Here is a 17,138-nt window from a genome sequence, read left to right on the forward strand (position 1 = left end):
AAATCTTTTATCGTCAAGAAAGTAGACGAACTTTAGGTGGGACTGTCTAAAATGAGTGCGAATCCTGCAAAAGCTTGGATCGAGTGTCTCAATCTGAGAAATTAAGTATGTTGGAGGCTGTGAAAGCGGAAATATTCGCCCTGCTGGCCTAAAAGATGACTATGATTCCCAACTTCGACGATCTCACCGTTCTTTAAAACGACAATCTTGTCAGCTTTTTGGATAGTGGATAGGCGGTGAGCAATCACCAGGGCCGTACGGCCTTCCATCAAATGATCCAGGCCTTTTTGCACTTCGATCTCGCTGGCCGTGTCTAGGGCGCTAGTCGCCTCATCTAGAATAAGCAACGGAGCATCTTTAAACATTGCCCGGGCGATGCTGATACGTTGTTTTTCACCACCTGAAAGCAGATTGCCGCGGTCGCCGACCCGGCTTTCATATCCTTTGGGCATTTTCATAATGAAGTCGTGGGCGTTAGCTAATTTCGCCATTTGCACTACGTCAGTGCGGCTTCTATTGTAATCTCCGGCCCAAATGTTCTTTTCGATGGTGTCGCTGAAAAGGAAGACATCTTGAGTAACCAGAGCGACGTTGCGACGCAGATCCTGAAGATTTAGATCCAGGATGTTTGTGTCGTCTATCAAGATTTCGCCTGAAGTGGCGTCAAAGAATCTTTCTAGTAAATTTACAATTGTGGACTTACCGCTGCCGCTGGCTCCGACCAAAGCGACGACTTCACCGCGATTGATCTCAAGATTGATGTTCTTAAGAATCATGTCTTTGCCATAAGAAAAGCTGACGTTGCGGTAAGTGATCTTCTTCCAGTTTTTAGGAAAAGGTTTGTTGGCAGGACTTTGTGGAACTTCAGAGGGATCCTCGATAATTGAAAAAATACGCTGCACGGAAATAGTGACTTCCTGAATGCGTACGTAAGCTTCCTGAACTCGCTTGATGGGTTGATTGATCATTAAAAGCGAAGTCAAAAATCCAATGAAAGTTCCTGGCGTTGCTCTGCCCGCGGCCACTTCAAAGCTCGTGTAAAGAAGGACGCCCAAAAGAATGAAGGTCGCAATAAGCTCAGTCGCGGGGCCAGCGGCTTCCTGGCGTTTGTAAATCGTTTTGCGGATATCCAAATACTTATTGGAATCATCGATCAGACGTTTCGCCATGTCCTTTTCAAGATTGAATGACTGGATAATGCGTACGCCATCCAAACTTTCTTTGATTGTCGACGTCATATACTCTAAGGCATCTCGTTCCTGAGGAATATATTTTCTCATACTGCGAGAGATGGATTTTAGAATCCCTGCAATGAACGGAACGGCAATCATCGTGCCCAGCGTAAGTTTCCAGTCAATGCGGAAAAGGTTCGTGACCAGAGCGATAAGCAATAAAGGATGCAGGAAAATATCCGCAACAACGCGCAAGCCGTCTTGAATGGTTCGAATATCATTTAAGATACGACTGATCAGACCGCCAGAGCCCGCGTGATAATTATTGTGGAAAGAAAGATTCAAGCTCATGAATTTCTGTTGCAACTTCTGACGGATGTTTTGCACCACGCACTCGGCAACATAGTTCATAAGATAAATATGATAGTAGCGACCAACTGCCATCACTAGCGCAAGTCCCAACGCCAAGGGAACTAGGTTCAAGATTTCCTGGTGATTGGAAGCCGAAAGTGCATCGAACAAAGATTTCGTCATGAAAGCAAACTTAGCAGCCGCCAAGGCGTAGGCGACTCCGGCCACCGCGACAATAGCGATCGTTTTTTTGTATGGTTTGAGTTCGACGACTAACTTTTTGATCTCAGGTAACATCTTTTTCCAAACTTTAAGGACCTTTTTGGTCTTCTAAATAGCGCTTCAAATACTGGCCCGTCAGACTTTTTTTGGTCTTCATGATGTCTTCAGGAGACCCCACGGCCACTATGTTTCCGCCTTTTTTACCCGCTTCAGGCCCCAGGTCAATGACATAATCAGAGCCGCGAATAACATCCAAATTGTGTTCAACAACCACGACACTGCCACCAGTTTCAATCAGTTTGTTTAAAACCTTCATGAGCAGGTCCACTTCGCGAAAATGCAGGCCAGTGGTGGGCTCATCTAGGATATAAAGCGTAGCCTTCTGATTCACCTGAGAAAGCTCTTTAGCCACTTTCAGGCGCTGGGATTCCCCACCGCTGAGCGAATTGGCTGGCTGACCCAGTTGCAGGTAATCCAGACCCACTTCCTTGAGGACGCTCAAAGGCTTGCGGATATTCGGGTGAGCCACAAAGAAGTTCATGGCCTCATTCACGGTCATCGACAAGATTTCATGAATATTTTTATTCTTGTATTGGATCTCTAAAATCTCGGGCCGATATTTTTTGCTGTCACAGACGTCACAGGGAATAACCACGTTATCCATGAACATCATGTCGATTTCTTCGTACCCCGTGCCCTTACAGGCCGGGCAACGTCCGCCATCCACATTCAAGCTGAAAGTGCCGGGAGTATATCCGCGAGACTGAGCCTCGGGTGTGCTCGCCATGATAGTACGAATAGCATCAAAGGCCTTTAAATAAGTGATCGGTGAACTTCGCGCAGACTTACCAATCGGAGATTGATCTATCAAAAGCACGTTTTTGATATGCTCTGTGCCTTCAAGGCCGGCGTAATCTTGTGCTGGAAGATATTCCAGATCCAGGGCGCGGGCCAAAGCAGGGTAAAGTGTTTTGGTAATGAGGGTCGACTTGCCCGAGCCACTCACGCCCGTGACCGTGACTAAACGATTCAAGGGAATGGTCACATCCAGATTTTTTAAGTTGTGACCTTTGGCGCCTTTTAGTTCCAGCTTCACTTTGTACGAGTCTACATCCACGGGACGGGACACGCGCAAAGGGGCTTTATTCTTATTTGGTTTTAAATAGGGAACGGTGTTTGATTTTTCAAAATCATAGAAATCGTCTGTTGGCCCCGAGTAAACCACTTCTCCGCCCAAATATCCAGAACCAGGACCCATCTCGATGATGTGTTCGCTGGATTTGATGACGTCATGGTCATGCTCAACAATGACCAGCGTGTTGCCCAGTTCTTTAAGGTCTTTAAGAATGGAAATCAGTCGATCATTGTCGCGGGGGTGAAGGCCTACGGTGGGCTCATCAAGTACATACAAAGCTTGCGATAGTCCCATGCCCAGTTGATTGGCCAGAATCAAGCGTTGATATTCTCCGCCAGAAAGTGTGCGAGTCTCACGACTCAGAGACAAATAGTGAACTCCGACGCGCATAAGAAATTCCAAGCGCGAACGGATTTGCTTCAGGATTTCTCCTGCAAGCTCCTGATGATGTGGAGTCACTTCTAGCTTTTGAAAGAATTGATGCAAATCTTCGATCGTCATGGTCGACAGATCATTGATATTGGCATTTGCCACCAAAACATTATTAGCTTCAGGGCGAAGACGGGCTCCCTTGCAAGTCGGGCAAAGGAACGGACTGCGAAAGCGCGAGATGAACACGCGCACGTGCATCTTGTATTTTATCTGATCTAGGTATTCAAAAAGACCGCGAACACCAAAGAACTCTTTGTTGCCATTCCAGATGTCTTCGCGTTGTGCCTTAGGCAGATCTTTCCAAGGTGTGTGGACATCGATCTTCGCTTTTTTGCAGTAGCTTAAAAGCTGTTTCTTTTCATGAGCGGCGCTGGGCATCCAAAAAGGACTCAAAGCGCCTTGGGCAAGACTCATGTTTGGATTTGGAATGACTTTGCCTTCGTCAATATCCAGCGTGTTGCCAAAACCTTTACAAGTCGGGCAAGCCCCAATAGGAGAATTAAAACTGAATAGTCGAGAACTCAGCGGTGGGGGAGTATAACCACAAACCGGACACGACGCTTCTTCACTGACTTGAAGGCGCTGACCTTCCGTCGTTAGAATCGTGGCTCGACGAGTGATGTTCGTCGTATTGTACTTAATGCTGGCTTCATAGGCCTGAGTCAGTGAATCGGCAATACGGCCGCGCTCATCTTCGTTGAAGCTCATGCGGTCGATAACCAGATAGAAGGTCTCTTTGGGAAGACCTTTCTTTATTGCAGCGGCATCACCGATTTCAACGACGGTACCCATTTCTTCGTGAGTCAAACCACTCGGAACGACAGGTGCGGCAGGAACGAATTCTGGTGTGGCTCGTTTTGAGGCTTTTTTCGCAGTCTTCTTTTTGGCGGCTTTTTCCGGAGCGGGCTTGGTGTCAGTTCCCTTTGGGATATAGATACGCAGATAGCCGTCTTGCAAAAGTAAAGAGTGAAGTTTCTTGCCTTGAGCGACGCGACCTTCTTCGCTGATTTCTACCAGGATGTAGCCGCGTTTTCCGGAAAACTCTTTGATGGTTTTTTCCGTGGCTTCAGTGACACTTTCTTTTTCCGTTGGACAATGATGTGTCGGGCAGTAGGACTTTCCGATTTTTTCGTAAAGTAAACGAAGATAGTCGATGATTTCAGTCGTCGTACCGACTGTCGAGCGGGAGCTTTTAACCGTGTTCTTTTGTTCGATGGAAATAGCTGGAGGAATATTGCTAATGCCCTCGATGTCAGGTTTGGGAGCCTTGTTTAAAAACTGCCGTGCGTAGTTCGACATGCTTTCGATAAAGCGTCGTTGGCCTTCGGCAAAAAGAGTCTCGAAGGCAAGTGAAGACTTTCCTGAACCACTGGGGCCACAAATCACCGTCATTGAACCGACCGGAATTTTGACCTCAATGTTTTTTAGATTGTTTTGTTTCACCCCCCAGAGGTGAATATCTTTCATTCAGAGAGATCCTGTTTGTAAAAGTCCGTGGCTTCTTCCGCTTTGCTTGAAGAAAGAGTGGGTTCCGTTCCTTCAACAAAGGCCTGACGAATAATTTTTTTAGTCTGAGCCGAAGCCAGTTTTCCTGTGTCAGCATCAATATTTGCAAACACAATACCTTCAGGAATCGGGAAAGTCATCTGAGGAAGTCCTTCGTGAGCGGCTTTCATGTAATCTACCCATATAGGTAACGCCGCACGTCCACCAACCTCGCCTTTGCCAATGCTCTTCTCTTTGTCAAAGCCCACCCAAACGCCTGTTGCGATTTGTGGGCTGTAGCCGATAAACCACGCGTCAAAGTAGTTGTTGGTGGAACCAGTTTTTCCAGCGACTTCGCGACCCACAGCGCGCGCTCTTCCACCAGTTCCGCCAGCGTCTTCAACCACCCCTTTGAGAAGTGTTGTCATAACGTAAGCTGTTGTCGGGCGAATCAGTTGATCTGGATCCTGGAAGAAAATACTTTCATCAATCTTTGCATGCTTAGGATCTTTTTTCTTAAGTTCTTCCAGTTTCGCAGGGTCGTTGACGATTTCCAGAAAAGCTTTGCGACGATTTTCAAATTCGTCGTTGATAGCTTTGAGCTCTTTTTCAAAGCGTGTGTCCAGACTCATAACTTTAAGTAAGGATTTACCTTGAGCGTCTTCCACCTTGTGAATCAGCAAAGGCGAAAGTCGTTTTCCCAGGCGGCCAAACTCGGCAAAAACTTTGGTCATTTCATACAACGTCACGCTGCTGGAACCCAGGGCCAACGTGAAGTCCGGATTCAAAGGTGAATAAATACCCAGGCGCTTTGCATAGTCCGTAGCCCATGGCACGCCCACGTCCTCGATGATTTTCACCGTGGGAATATTTAATGATTTAACCAATGCATTTCGGAAAAGGATGTCACCACCAAAGCTTTTTGAGTGATTGGACGGTTTCCAAACTTTTGGATCACCTTGTCCCTCAGAATCGTCTGCCGAACCGCCTTCTTCGAAGACAATCGGCGCATCCATAATGGGCGTCGCTGGTGTGTACCCTTTGTCTAAAGCAGAAGCGTAAACGATGGCTTTGAATGCAGACCCGGTTTGACGGGGAGCTTGAATCGCACGATTAAATTCGCTTTTGGCAAAGCTGGAGCCGCCGACCATGGCCACCACATCCTGTGAGTCCTGATCGAAAGAAATCAAGGCGCCTTCTACCAAGGGTTCCTGATCCAGTTCTAGTGCGACAAATTTTGTGAAATCAGGAAGGTTTGCCGGTTTTTTCTTCGCGTTAGTGATGCGGTTAGAAGAAAATTTTTCTGCAACCACTTTCACTAAAATGACGTCGCCCTTCTTCAAGGCTTGGGATGGCTTTTTAATAACTCCTAAGTCGTAGCGCACCTCTGTGTCTGGCTGGCGCGCCCAAGTCATTGTGTCAATATCAATAAGCCCCAGAGCTTCCGGAAGTTTTACCGTGACCAATCCAGTATCATCATTCACCTCTTGCACAATGCCCTGAACCGAGTCTCTCAGTTTGATATAGGGCGGAAGAAGAGACACCTCTGATTTGGTGTCTTTCGCAGGAACGATATCTGCAAATTTACCTTCGGGCAGAATGGTTCTTTCTGGTGTAAAATCTGAGATCAGTTTCTTCTGAGTTTCTTTTAGAAACTCTTCCATATCTTCTTCGTCAGAAATATTTTTGATTGGCCCGCGATAGCCCTGGCGTTTGTCCAAGCCTTTCAAGCCCGCAAGAACAGCGTCTTGAGCCGCCAACTGTTTTTCCAGATCAAGGCTTGTATGAATGCGCAGCCCTTTATCTAAAACCATGTCCTCGCCCAACTGGGTGACCAAGAGCTGACGGACAGTTTCCAGGAAGAAGGGGGCGTATTCTTCATAGTTTTCGCGCACAAAAACTTTGACGGGCTCTTTAATCGCCGCTTCCGCTTCGTCCTTCTTAACATAGCCGACGTCAGCCATGCGACGAAGCACGTAAATCTGACGTTCTTTTGCACGCGAAGGGTTGCGAACCGGACTATAGGCGCTGGGTGCTTTGGGAAGTCCGGCAAGAATCGCTGTTTCAGATAAAGTTAATTTACTCGCAGGCTTACGGAAGTAGGTCTGGGCTGCTTGTTCAATGCCGTAGGCGCCCTGACCGAAGTAAATTTGGTTTAAGTAAAGGAACAAAATGTCTTCTTTACTTAGGTTCTTTTCCATTTCGATAGCCAGCAGAATATCACGAACTTTCCGAGTCAAAGTTTTTTCATCAGTCAACAGAAGTGTTTTGGCCACTTGTTGCGTGATCGTCGATCCCCCTTGAACAGAACGACCTGCGCGTAAGTTGGCTAAAGCGGCCCGGAAAATCGCTTGCGGGTTGATGCCCTTGTGTTCGAAGAACTGGTCGTCTTCCGCTGCCAGAAAGGAATTCACGACGTGCTTAGGAATTTTTTCGTAAGGAATTAACGTTCTTCTTTCGCGGAAGAACTCACCGATCTTTTTTCCGTGACGGTCATAAACCTGACTAACTAGAAGAGGCTGGTAGTCTTTAACAGTGATTAGTTGCGGTAAACCCGACTGAACAGACTTGATAATAAGGTAGGCGCTGAGGATGCCAATAAGTCCAAGGGCGACAATAAACAGTACAATCTTTTTTAACACGAGTGGGGGCTCCTTTAACAAGCCCCCATTCTAACAGTGTGATGGGTATGGGTCCAGGGATACTAGACTAGTCGGAAGACGGGTTACTTTACACCCAGGCTTTTTAGCTTTTCTTTAGCCGTAGCGACTTCGTTCGTACAAGAAGGGAAGTTTCTTTGGATGCTCGAAATAATATTAATTTGGGATGAAATCTCACTGGACGCCTCATCCGCAGTATCTTCCGCCCCACGCTTTGGTGCAGGCCCCAATGTCATTAAAGATTGGTTGGCGCGATTCAAAGCCGCCTGCAGACTTGCTTGTTTGGAGGCCAGTGTTTTCAAGTTTTCCTGCATCTTAGTATAGGCAGTTTGCATTTGTGTCTGAGAGCGCGTGCCTAAATCAATAACACTTTGAAGGGCATCTGATTTTTCTTTAACAGACGCCTGCTTCATTTCTTCCAGTTGCGAAGAAGCCAAATTCAAGCTGTTTTGAATCTCATCAAAGCTTGATTGAATATCCGCAATTTGTTTAGTCAATTCGTCTTGTTCTTGCTTTTTGGATTCATTCAAAGCGACACGTTGTTGGTCAAAGGCATCCATACAATCGTTGTAAATATTAATAAGCTCCTGACGCTTTTTCTTCGCTTGAGCAATGTGATTTGCACTAGTGGCGGAAGAAACACTGTCATAAGATTTTTTCGCGTCGTTAACGGCTTTCATGCAGGCGCGCTTACCAGAAGCCTCTGTCATAGCAATCATTTTCAACGCTTTATCACGTTGTGATTGAACCAATTGGCCACGCAGCTTTAAGATGTCAGATCCCTTTTTGCGCATTTCTTCCTTAGCTTGATTTTGGCTTGAGTTGAAATCAGCGATGCGCTCGCGCTCTTTTGTGTCAATTTCAAGGGATTTTGCCTTGTAGTCCTCTTGTGCTTTGGTCAGAGTCTCTTGGATTTTATCCATCTCTTTTTGATAGTCTTCCTGAATCTGAGCTTTGTCGTCGTTCAGCTCCGCCAGTTCTTTTTCAGTGTCTTTGATCTCTTTTTGAATATTGTTTTTTTCTGTAAAGTAATCGCGGCCGTTCATTTGTGGGCAAGCGTTGCTGATATTTTGTAAGCCTGTCGCCGCTGTTGAAGACATTCCAAGGACCGTGGCGAAAGCGGCCGTTGTGTCGAAAGAATCTTCGCCAGAAGCTGTCGCACAAGACTTGGCTTTGGAAATACAGTCTTTTGCGGACCCAAGTCCCGCTTTCTTACAAGCCTCACCGATTTTTTCTTCGGCTCTGTCCATTTTATCACGAGCGTCGCGGCACTCATTATAAGTAGGCGCAGCGTAGGGATAGGTCGTGATCGTAGGGACCGTTGAAGCTTGCGGTTGCTGCTGCTGTTGTCCTGAGGTGTTGTTTTGAGTCGTCGGACTGCCGTTTCCAGAAGCTCCCGAGCCCTGAGCTAATGCTATAGAGGAAAACAACGATGTGGCGGTAATAAAGTTGATAAAGATTTTGACAACTGTTCTGTCCGTTGTGCGTGAAATCTTATTCATTTGATTCCTCCCCGATGAAAATAGGTGATGCAATACCAGTACCAATTATCGGCAGGGATGAACAAAAGGTTTACGTATCAAAATGAGAAAGTGGGTGAAGTATGCTGCGATCTTCAAATATAAAGAGCGATGAAATAGTCTCGTCGCTCTTTATGGCAGAAACCCCTTATTCTTCTACGGATGACCCTTTTGGGCTGCAGCTTATGCAGCCTGGGGACTTCCGCAGTGAGCACACTTGCGAGCTTTCGAGGGAATAGTTGAAAGACATTCGGGGCATTCTTTACTATTCGGCGGCGGAGGAACTTCTTCCTTTTTCATTCTGTTCGCAATGCGAACAATCAGAAAGATCGCAAAGGCCACGATCAAAAAATCCAAGACAACATTCATGAATAGTCCGTAATTAATAGTAGCGACTCCCGCTTTTTTTGCTTCTTCAAGAGTTGCGTAGTGCTCACCATTAAGCGCCAGGAATAAGTTTGAAAAATCCACTTTGCCTGCGCCAATGCTAATCACCGGAGTCAGAATGTCAGAAACAAAGGAAGAAACGATTTTGCCGAAGGCGGCGCCGATAATAATACCGACTGCCAGATCTAAAACGTTTCCTCTCATTATAAAGGCTTTGAATTCCTTAAACATGGGGGGTGTCCTTTCCCTAAAATTTCGCCACCAGATTCATTGTTGTTGTGGTTGTCGTGTATTTGCCACTGACAGAAGGAACATTTTGATATTGTAAAAGATAAGCGAGCTTCAAAGAGAAAATCGAATTTAACATAATGTTCAAAGAGGCTTCGGTGTTTGCAAGGTAAGCATCAGGTTCTGTGAAGTTTGGCAAATACTCAGCCCAATACTTGAACGACAAGGTTTTATCCAGAGTTCTGTTGTATTCCGAATAGACACGGCCAAGGTTGTCATGAAGAGTTCCGCCCGCAGTGGGCAGGGTTTTTTGATAGCGATAACCGGCCTCGAGTGTCCATTTTGTTTCATCAGTTTTAACAAGGAAGTATTTAAGACCCGCGTCCGTAGAGTCCCTTTGTAAATAGCCGTTGAAGATATCACTTTCCGCTTTTTGACCTACGTAAACACTTAAATAATCGGCAAGTTGATGCTCGTAGCGGACACCGATTTCCCAATTGCGCGCACTTTCGACACCCAAAGAATTTGTCTTAAGATATCGACCGAAAGCAGCATAAAGATTCTTTTCAATAGTGTATTCTGTTTTTGCCTTTGCGTTGTACGATTCAGAATCGTTGTTTCCGCTAACAATGATGGCGCCGGCCTCTGCCTCGCCTTTCCAAGGTGGTGGCGGATTTTCTTGTGCCATCGTCGCAAGAGAAAATAGAAATGCTAAAGCTATCAGCGTGAAACGTACTGCTCTCATCGTAAAGCCCCTTCAATTTATGTAACCACTTTAGTTTCAATTCACAATGGGACCAAGAAAAAATTGATGAGAACGGGAAGAATTTCTGTTAGCTTCTTTTGCGAGGTTTGTAGAAGTGCAAAAAGGTTTCAATTCAGATATCACCGTACGCGGACAGAAATATCATGTACAAACAGAGGACTGGGGTTTACAAAATCCTTTCTTAGTCAGTCGTATATTCTGTAATGGTGCCGTGATGAAGACAATTAAAACACCTTACGACTCTGTTTTAAGAATGGGGTCCAACCGGACTGAAGAGGCCATCAAATTGGCCTTGCGCCGACAACACTCGACGATCATTGATACCCTGATGGCGGGGGGGATGCCCTAACCGGGGCGAAAAGTTTCATTTCAATACAAAACCTCGACTTCCGGCGAGTATTCATCCCTGCGAGTCTTTCATAAGATAAAGGGATGATTGAATTCTCTCACGTCTATAAGACTTATCCCGGCCCGGTTCACGCATTAAAAAATGTTGATTTGCGCATCGACAAGGGCGAATTCGTTTTTCTAACGGGACCCAGTGGTGCCGGGAAGACAACGCTTTTCAAAATGATTTCCGCGTATGACATCGCCACTTCGGGTGATGTGAAAGTAGCGGGGCATGATCTTATTTCAATCAAAGACGGACAAATTCCCTTATTCCGCCGGAAAATTGGCGTCGTCTTTCAGGATTTCAAGCTCTTAAAAGATCGAACAATCTTTGAAAACGTGGCTTTGCCCTTAGTCGTTCGTGGCGATAAACCCCCAGCAATTGCCCGTCGTGTGTCTGAAGTTCTGGAACAAGTGGGACTGTCTCACAAGCACGATCAATATCCCGATTATATTTCTGGCGGCGAACAGCAGCGAACCGCGATCGCGCGCGCGATTATTCATCAACCCGGCGTTTTGATTGCCGACGAACCTACGGGCAATCTTGATCCGCGTTTAAGCGAAGAAATCATGGATCTGTTAGAGCGTGTTTGTGCCCAAGGAACCACAGTCTTTGTCGCCACCCATGACCACGAAATGGTGAAGCGTAGGAACAAACGCACATTAGAGCTTCGTGATGGAATGATTGTCGGGGATAAAAAATGAGGTCTTCACAAAAAAACCTTGCCCTAAAAATATCTACGCTGGTTGTTGTTACTGCTTGTTTTGCGGTGATGGCTTCGGGCCTTCTGATTTCGCAAAATTTTAAAAATATTCTGACCCTGTGGGGAGAAGACGTACAAATGACCGTCTATCTTTCCCAAGATCTTTCTGAGCAGGGCCGGCTGTTTATCGAAAAGAAGCTAAAAGAGTCCGGCAAAATTGGCGCCATCCAACTTGTTAATCAAGAGAAAGCTCTTAGCGACTTTCGTGCGCAGATGGCAAGTTATGCCCCGGATATTTCACAGGATGAAGAGCTTTTAAGACTAATTCCTGCCAGCTTGCAAGTCAGCCTTGCTGCCGATGTCAGTCCTGCTGAACAAATTCAGGTTCTGCGATCACTTGCCAGTGAGGTCAAGGGACTGGAGGGAGTTGATGAAGTCAGCTACGGCCAGGATTGGGTTGAAAAATACTCCTCGTTGGTAACAACGATCGAAGCGACATTCAGTCTTTTGGGCTTTGTGATTTTGGCCGCCGCACTCTTTGTCATATCAAATGCCATTAGAGCTTCGATTCAGAATAGAAAAGAAGAAATTGTGGTTCTTGAGATGATCGGAGCCACTCCTAGCATGATTCGCAAGCCATTTATGGTTGAAGGTGCTGTGCTTGGATTCAGCTCTTCGGTGCTCGGGTTGATTTTTTGTCTTTTGTTATTTACGGCCCTCAAGAGCTTTTTAACAACTCGGCTCAGCTTCCTTCAGCTGGGTGAGCATATTCACTTTATCAGCCTTTCTTCTTTGTTCTTTTTTATCGTTGCGGGAACCAGCCTGGGTTCTTTGGCTTCCTATCTGTGTGTACGCCGTCTTAATGACGGCTATGCGGGAAGTCGGGTGTGACTTTGGCGCTGACGCGAATTCTTGTGGCAATATGTTTCCTTGCGACGGTGACGACAGAATCTATGGCGTCGACGGCAGCGGATACTATTGCCAAAGACTTTGAGGCTCAGAAGAAGAATATTGAGGACGCAGAACTTAAACAGCGCCAGGTTCTTTCAGCTCTTTACCAATTGAACAAAAAAATTAAAAAGATTGTCACCGAGAAAGGCGACCTATCCCAGCAGCGCGCGTTTCTTGAGGTGAATATTCGCAACCTCACGCAAAAAGTCGAGGAACTTGATCAGCGTTCGCGATCGCAGAAGGCTCTTTTGGCTGAAAGGCTACGAGCTATCTATAAGCTGGGCGGCCCTTCAGTGGCTCGATTTCTATTTTCTTCAGACAGCTCAGCCTCTTTGGAAAGAAATTTGAAAATCTTGGGGATCGTGGCGGCGCGGGATCTGGATCTTATCAAAAATTATGGTCGGGATCTTAAAGAGCTACAGAATAAAAAACAAATGCTGGCCCAGCGATTAGACAGTTTAAGAGCGATTGAAAATAAAATCCTGGCTCAGGAAAAACAGTTTCGCAAAGAACAGGATCTGAAAGGGCGCCTTCTTGACGGCATTCGCAAGAACAAACTTTTTGCGATCAATAAAATCAATGGTCTTCGGGAAAAGTCCTTGCAGTACAATATTGACGACGCTGGACTTTTTGATCTTCTTTTTAAACCATCATTCGCCGATCACAAAGGAGCTTTGCCTCAACCTCTTTCCGGCGTCGTGACACAAAAATTTGGACTTATGAAAGGGGAAGATCACCCCTATACTATATCGCACAAAGGAATTTTTATTTCTGCGGCAAAAGGCAGTCCTATTAAATCAGTTTTTGAAGGACGTATTTCATATGTTGGCGAACTGCCCGGCTTCGGCAAGACGGTGATCGTGGATCATGGCGACCATTATTACACCGTCTATGCGCATGCCGAAGAAGTGAAGGTGAATTTGGGTGATGAAATCACTCAGTCACAAGTGCTCGCACAGGTGGGTGAAGCTGCCCGCGAAGGCAACCCTGGATTGTATTTCGAAATTAGACATTTTTCCGAACCCTACGACCCGCAGCAGTGGATGAAAGGACTCTAAAACACTATGCAATCATTGAAACGCTACTGGAAAACCTACATCCTGGGATTCGCTCTTTTGCTGACTCTCTTTATAATGGCCGAGACGGGCTTTCAGATTCGAGCCTTCGCACAAGAGCGATACGCTGATCTTCAGAATTTCTCGAAGGTTCTTAATCTGATCCAACAGTACTACGTCGAGCCCGTTGATACCAAGAAGCTGGTTTATGGCGCTATTAAAGGAATGTTGCGAGAGTTGGATCCGCATACGAACTTCATGCCTCCGGATATTTTCAAAGACTTTGAAACCGAGACCAGCGGTGAATTCGGTGGTCTAGGAATTGAGATCTCTATTCAGAACGGTGTTTTGACAATTATTTCACCCATTGAAGACGCTCCTGCTTGGGAAGCCGGTATCAAAGCGGGTGATAAAGTCATAGCAGTCGATGGTCATAGCACGAAAGGTGTGAGCCTGGTCGAAGCCTCGCAATTAATGCGCGGCAAACGGGGCAGTAAAGTCATCCTTCGTGTCGTTCGTGATGGCGAAGATAAACCACGCGATATCACTGTGACGCGAGGAAGTGTTAAAATCAAATCTGTAAAATACACAGATTTAGGCGATGGTTTTGCTTATGTGAAAATCACGAGCTTTATTGAGAACACCGCGAAGGATCTGCAAAAAGCGATTGAAAAGCACATGAAAGAAAACAATGGAAACACGGCGGGCCTTTTGATTGACCTGCGCAGAAATCCTGGCGGTCTTTTGGATCAAGCCGTTAAAGTTAGCGATATGTTTCTTAAAGAAGGAACGATCGTTAGTACGATCGGACGCAATAAAAACGATAAAGAGGTGGCTGTCGCAACTCGCCGCGGACAATACACAAACTTCCCGGTTGTGATTCTTGTGAATGAATACACGGCCAGTGCGAGTGAAATTGTTTCGGGGGCTTTACAAGACAACAAGCGAGCATTGATCGTCGGTCAAAGAACGTTTGGCAAAGGTTCTGTTCAGTCTGTGATTAAGCTTGGCGATGGCAGCGGCTTGAAGTTGACGGTAGCACGTTACTACACTCCAAGTGGTATTTCCATTCAGGCAGAGGGCATTCATCCTGATATTGAAATCGATGACGTCGATCCGGAAGCATTTTCCAAAGCGGTCGTAAAATCTCCAACGACACGTGAAGGAGATATCGCGGGACACTTGAAAGGTGATCGAGAAAAAGCGGCTGAAAAACTTGACACAAAACAAAGTGCTGAAGAAGGCGCATTGGCTTGGTGGAAAGATGTAGGTTCAAAGAAGGAAGAAAAGTTGTCGCCACGCGAACAAATTTTCAAAAGAGATTATCAAGCATATCAGGCATTTAGCTATCTTAAAGCATGGGGCACATTGAAGGCCTTGACGCGCTAGTTATTGCTTCTGATGTTTAGAGGCCCTACTCTACGCCCACAGCAAAATGTGGCAGGCAGAGGGGGCCTTTCATGTTGAAGGTGATGACTTCAATTCTATTATTTACTTCCATAGCATCTGCAGAATACGTGGGTTTCTCGCGTGGAAACGAACTGTCAGCGACGCCTATTTCTGGCACCGTGCGAGTTATTTGCAGCGGTTTTAATGGCAGCGGCTCGGCAGTTTACACTTGTCGTGACACAGCTTTGAATCCCGCAGCTTATGATTATTTCGTCGGACCTCAAGACTCCAGAACCGATCGAGTCGAACTAACAGCAACGCATGCCGACGGCTCGACACGCTCTAAAACTATGGAATACGATGGTTACCGAGGAAAAAGCAAAGAGGCTTTCAATCTTTGGATCTCTACTATTTTTCAGAAGCCGCTCTTGGAGACCGGAAGAAATACAATTCGGTTCCGCGTATTTAGTCGAAATATTCAGCCAATGGCAGAAGGCACATTCATCGCTACAGTTAAACGAGATGCCGCCCGCCAATGTCCCACGGCTCAGTATACATCTTCTGATATTAATGACTGCAGCTCGCAGTATTCTATCTGTCAAAGATACTTTGAAGAGTACAATAACTGTCAATAGATTCAACTATTGGCAGTTTATTGAAAGCTCAGTTCCCGCAATTTCGATGTAAGTATTCATAACTTCACTTTCGGTGAAGAAGCTCTGTCCATCGGACTCGCTCAATCGAAATTCTTTTAAGCTCACCAAGAAGGCGACGATTTCAACATCTTCAACTGTGGCGCAGTTTTTATTGCCGACGATTGCTGTCGAGGCAGGGGAGGGACGCTTCTAAATATCTTATCGGGAAAATAAAAAAGGCCCCCTTGTGGGAGCCTTTTTGCCTTTAAGAAAGGTGGGAAGCTTAGTTGCCTTCTTCTTTCAAAGAACCAGCTGGAACTTCCTTGATTTTTACAGTCTTTTTCAAGAAATCGATCACTTTTTCTTCAGTGATCATGTAAGTCAAACGGCTTGCTTGCTCTGGACGACCGTAGAATTCACGGATGCGTGATTCTTCGATATTCGTTTGTTGAGCGTATTCCTGAAATTTCGCATCAAGATCTTCTTTTTTCGCGAACAAGTCATGCTTCTTAGCGATCGCATCCACTAGGAAAGAAGACTGAATCATTTCCGCCGCTGTTTTTTCGAAGTCGCTGTCCCATTTATCAACATAAGAAGCGAAATCGTTAGGGCCCATGCCTTGTTCAGTCATGCGCTTTTTGAAGTCTTCAACCAAAGAAGCCTTTTGTTCTTTAAGCAAAGAAGGAGGAACTTCCACTGGATTTTCTTTAACAAGCTTTTTCAACATACGATTTTTGAAAGCGTCGTCGATACGTTTTTGTTCAGTTTGCTCTAAGTCCTCAGTGATCGTCTTTTTCAAAGCAGCCAAATCACTTGGGCCGCCCAAAGATTTAATGAATTCGTCATTGAGCTCAGGCAAAACTTTCGCTTTGATCTCGTTCAAAGTCACTTTGAACTCAACCGGCTTACCAGCAAGATCTGCGGAGTGGTATGGATCTGGGAATTTCAAAGAAAGAGTTTTAGTTTCTCCTGCTTTCATTCCGACGATACCTTCTTCAAAACCTTCAATGAATTGTTTTGCGCCCAATTCAAGGTGGTGGTTTGTTCCAGAACCGTTTTCCAAAGGTGCGCCGCCCATGAAGCCTTCGAAATTGATAACGGCGATATCGCCCATTTTTACGGCGCGACCTTCAGTAACAGTTTCGAAAGTAGCACGTGAAGAACGGATGTTTTCTAAAACCTGATCAACCTTAGAGTTATCAAGTTCGAACTTTTCCTTTTCAACTTCCAAACCTTCGTATTTTTTCAAGTTGATCTCGGGGCGCACGTCAAAGTTTGCAGAGAAAGAAAAATCTTTGTTTTCAGTTGGGTCGGCAAATTCAAACTCAGGGTAGCTGATGGGCTCAAGCTTGTGTTCGTCCAAAGCCATCGCGTAGTGTTTTTGGACAAGTTCTTGAACGACGTCTTGTTTAACACGGTCGCCATAGATGCTTTTGATTGTTGCCAAAGGTGCTTTACCTTTGCGGAATCCCTTGATCGTTACGTCCTTTTGGATGCCAGAGTAAATTTTATTGAAAGCTGATGCCACGGCAGCCGCAGGCACTTCGATGCTCAATTTGCGGGAAAGATTAGAGACTTTTTCTACATTCGATTTCATGTCTTTTTCTCCTAATATAAAACCGATGGATATTAGAAGAGTCCCTGACTGAAGGCAAC

13 protein-coding genes are annotated in these 17,138 nt (G+C 45.7%); 6 read left to right on the top strand and 7 right to left on the bottom strand.

The window, feature by feature from the left end:
* Positions 1–101 precede the first annotated feature (101 nt).
* The 6 genes from OM95_RS11105 to OM95_RS11130 form a co-directional block, all read right to left on the bottom strand.
* Entirely contained in the window at positions 102–1,820 is a 1,719-nt protein-coding gene (locus OM95_RS11105; protein ID WP_041873727.1) for an ABC transporter ATP-binding protein, read from the bottom strand.
* A 13-nt stretch (positions 1,821–1,833) separates the two neighbouring features.
* Positions 1,834–4,779, bottom strand: a complete 2,946-nt coding sequence (uvrA, locus tag OM95_RS11110) for an excinuclease ABC subunit UvrA (RefSeq protein ID WP_041873729.1) — start codon at positions 4,777–4,779, stop codon at positions 1,834–1,836.
* Positions 4,776–7,439 (bottom strand): PBP1A family penicillin-binding protein, encoded by a 2,664-nt coding sequence (locus OM95_RS11115; protein ID WP_041873732.1) that lies wholly within the window; start codon positions 7,437–7,439, stop codon positions 4,776–4,778. The genes uvrA and OM95_RS11115 overlap by 4 nt, the downstream gene beginning before the upstream one ends.
* A gap of 83 nt (positions 7,440–7,522) precedes the next feature.
* Positions 7,523–8,959 (bottom strand): hypothetical protein, encoded by a 1,437-nt coding sequence (locus OM95_RS11120; RefSeq protein WP_291516171.1) that lies wholly within the window; start codon positions 8,957–8,959, stop codon positions 7,523–7,525.
* A 201-nt stretch (positions 8,960–9,160) separates the two neighbouring features.
* The gene (mscL, locus tag OM95_RS11125; protein ID WP_041873734.1) at positions 9,161–9,595 is read right to left on the bottom strand and encodes a large conductance mechanosensitive channel protein MscL; all 435 of its coding nucleotides are present in this window, start codon (positions 9,593–9,595) and stop codon (positions 9,161–9,163) included.
* A gap of 16 nt (positions 9,596–9,611) precedes the next feature.
* A complete protein-coding gene (locus OM95_RS11130; protein WP_291516173.1) occupies positions 9,612–10,337 on the bottom strand; it encodes a DUF481 domain-containing protein in 726 nt (241 codons plus the stop codon).
* A 115-nt stretch (positions 10,338–10,452) separates the two neighbouring features.
* On the opposite strand from OM95_RS11130, the gene OM95_RS11135 reads away from it, so the two are divergent.
* From OM95_RS11135 to OM95_RS11160, 6 genes are all read left to right on the top strand, one after another.
* Positions 10,453–10,707: a hypothetical protein gene (locus OM95_RS11135; RefSeq protein ID WP_291516175.1), complete on the top strand. Its 255-nt coding sequence runs from the start codon at positions 10,453–10,455 to the stop codon at positions 10,705–10,707.
* Positions 10,708–10,790: 83 nt separating this feature from the next.
* The gene (gene ftsE, locus OM95_RS11140) at positions 10,791–11,453 is read left to right on the top strand and encodes a cell division ATP-binding protein FtsE (protein WP_041873739.1); all 663 of its coding nucleotides are present in this window, start codon (positions 10,791–10,793) and stop codon (positions 11,451–11,453) included.
* Complete coding sequence (locus OM95_RS11145) at positions 11,450–12,343, top strand: permease-like cell division protein FtsX (RefSeq protein ID WP_041873741.1); 894 nt, start codon at positions 11,450–11,452, stop codon at positions 12,341–12,343. Before ftsE ends, OM95_RS11145 begins: the two co-directional genes overlap by 4 nt.
* Positions 12,340–13,461, top strand: a complete 1,122-nt coding sequence (locus OM95_RS11150; protein ID WP_291516177.1) for a peptidoglycan DD-metalloendopeptidase family protein — start codon at positions 12,340–12,342, stop codon at positions 13,459–13,461. The genes OM95_RS11145 and OM95_RS11150 overlap by 4 nt, the downstream gene beginning before the upstream one ends.
* 6 nt (positions 13,462–13,467) lie before the next feature.
* On the top strand, positions 13,468–14,847 hold the full coding sequence (locus OM95_RS11155) for a S41 family peptidase (RefSeq protein ID WP_041873743.1): 1,380 nt from the start codon (positions 13,468–13,470) through the stop codon (positions 14,845–14,847).
* Between the two features lie 71 nt (positions 14,848–14,918).
* A complete protein-coding gene (locus OM95_RS11160) occupies positions 14,919–15,482 on the top strand; it encodes a hypothetical protein (protein ID WP_041873745.1) in 564 nt (187 codons plus the stop codon).
* A gap of 283 nt (positions 15,483–15,765) precedes the next feature.
* Here the strand turns inward: OM95_RS11160 and tig are convergent, their stop codons facing one another.
* Positions 15,766–17,079, bottom strand: coding sequence for a trigger factor (gene tig / locus OM95_RS11165; RefSeq protein WP_041873748.1), 1,314 nt, complete (start codon positions 17,077–17,079; stop codon positions 15,766–15,768).
* Positions 17,080–17,138 lie beyond the last annotated feature (59 nt).

The sequence above is a fragment of the Bdellovibrio sp. ArHS genome, assembly GCF_000786105.1.
In the GTDB taxonomy this organism is placed as follows: domain Bacteria; phylum Bdellovibrionota; class Bdellovibrionia; order Bdellovibrionales; family Bdellovibrionaceae; genus Bdellovibrio.

Bases quoted from the DNA above. Each gene is read 5' to 3' on its own strand.
- uvrA (WP_041873729.1), bottom strand. From the start codon at position 4,779: ATGAAAGATATTCACCTCTGGGGGGTGAAACAAAACAATCTAAAAAAC.
- OM95_RS11130 (WP_291516173.1), bottom strand. From the start codon at position 10,337: ATGAGAGCAGTACGTTTCACGCTGATAGCTTTAGCATTTCTATTTTCT.
- OM95_RS11160 (WP_041873745.1), top strand. From the start codon at position 14,919: ATGTTGAAGGTGATGACTTCAATTCTATTATTTACTTCCATAGCATCT.
- OM95_RS11105 (WP_041873727.1), bottom strand. From the start codon at position 1,820: ATGTTACCTGAGATCAAAAAGTTAGTCGTCGAACTCAAACCATACAAA.
- OM95_RS11120 (WP_291516171.1), bottom strand. From the start codon at position 8,959: ATGAATAAGATTTCACGCACAACGGACAGAACAGTTGTCAAAATCTTT.
- tig (WP_041873748.1), bottom strand. From the start codon at position 17,079: ATGAAATCGAATGTAGAAAAAGTCTCTAATCTTTCCCGCAAATTGAGC.
- mscL (WP_041873734.1), bottom strand. From the start codon at position 9,595: ATGTTTAAGGAATTCAAAGCCTTTATAATGAGAGGAAACGTTTTAGAT.
- OM95_RS11155 (WP_041873743.1), top strand. From the start codon at position 13,468: ATGCAATCATTGAAACGCTACTGGAAAACCTACATCCTGGGATTCGCT.
- ftsE (WP_041873739.1), top strand. From the start codon at position 10,791: ATGATTGAATTCTCTCACGTCTATAAGACTTATCCCGGCCCGGTTCAC.
- OM95_RS11145 (WP_041873741.1), top strand. From the start codon at position 11,450: ATGAGGTCTTCACAAAAAAACCTTGCCCTAAAAATATCTACGCTGGTT.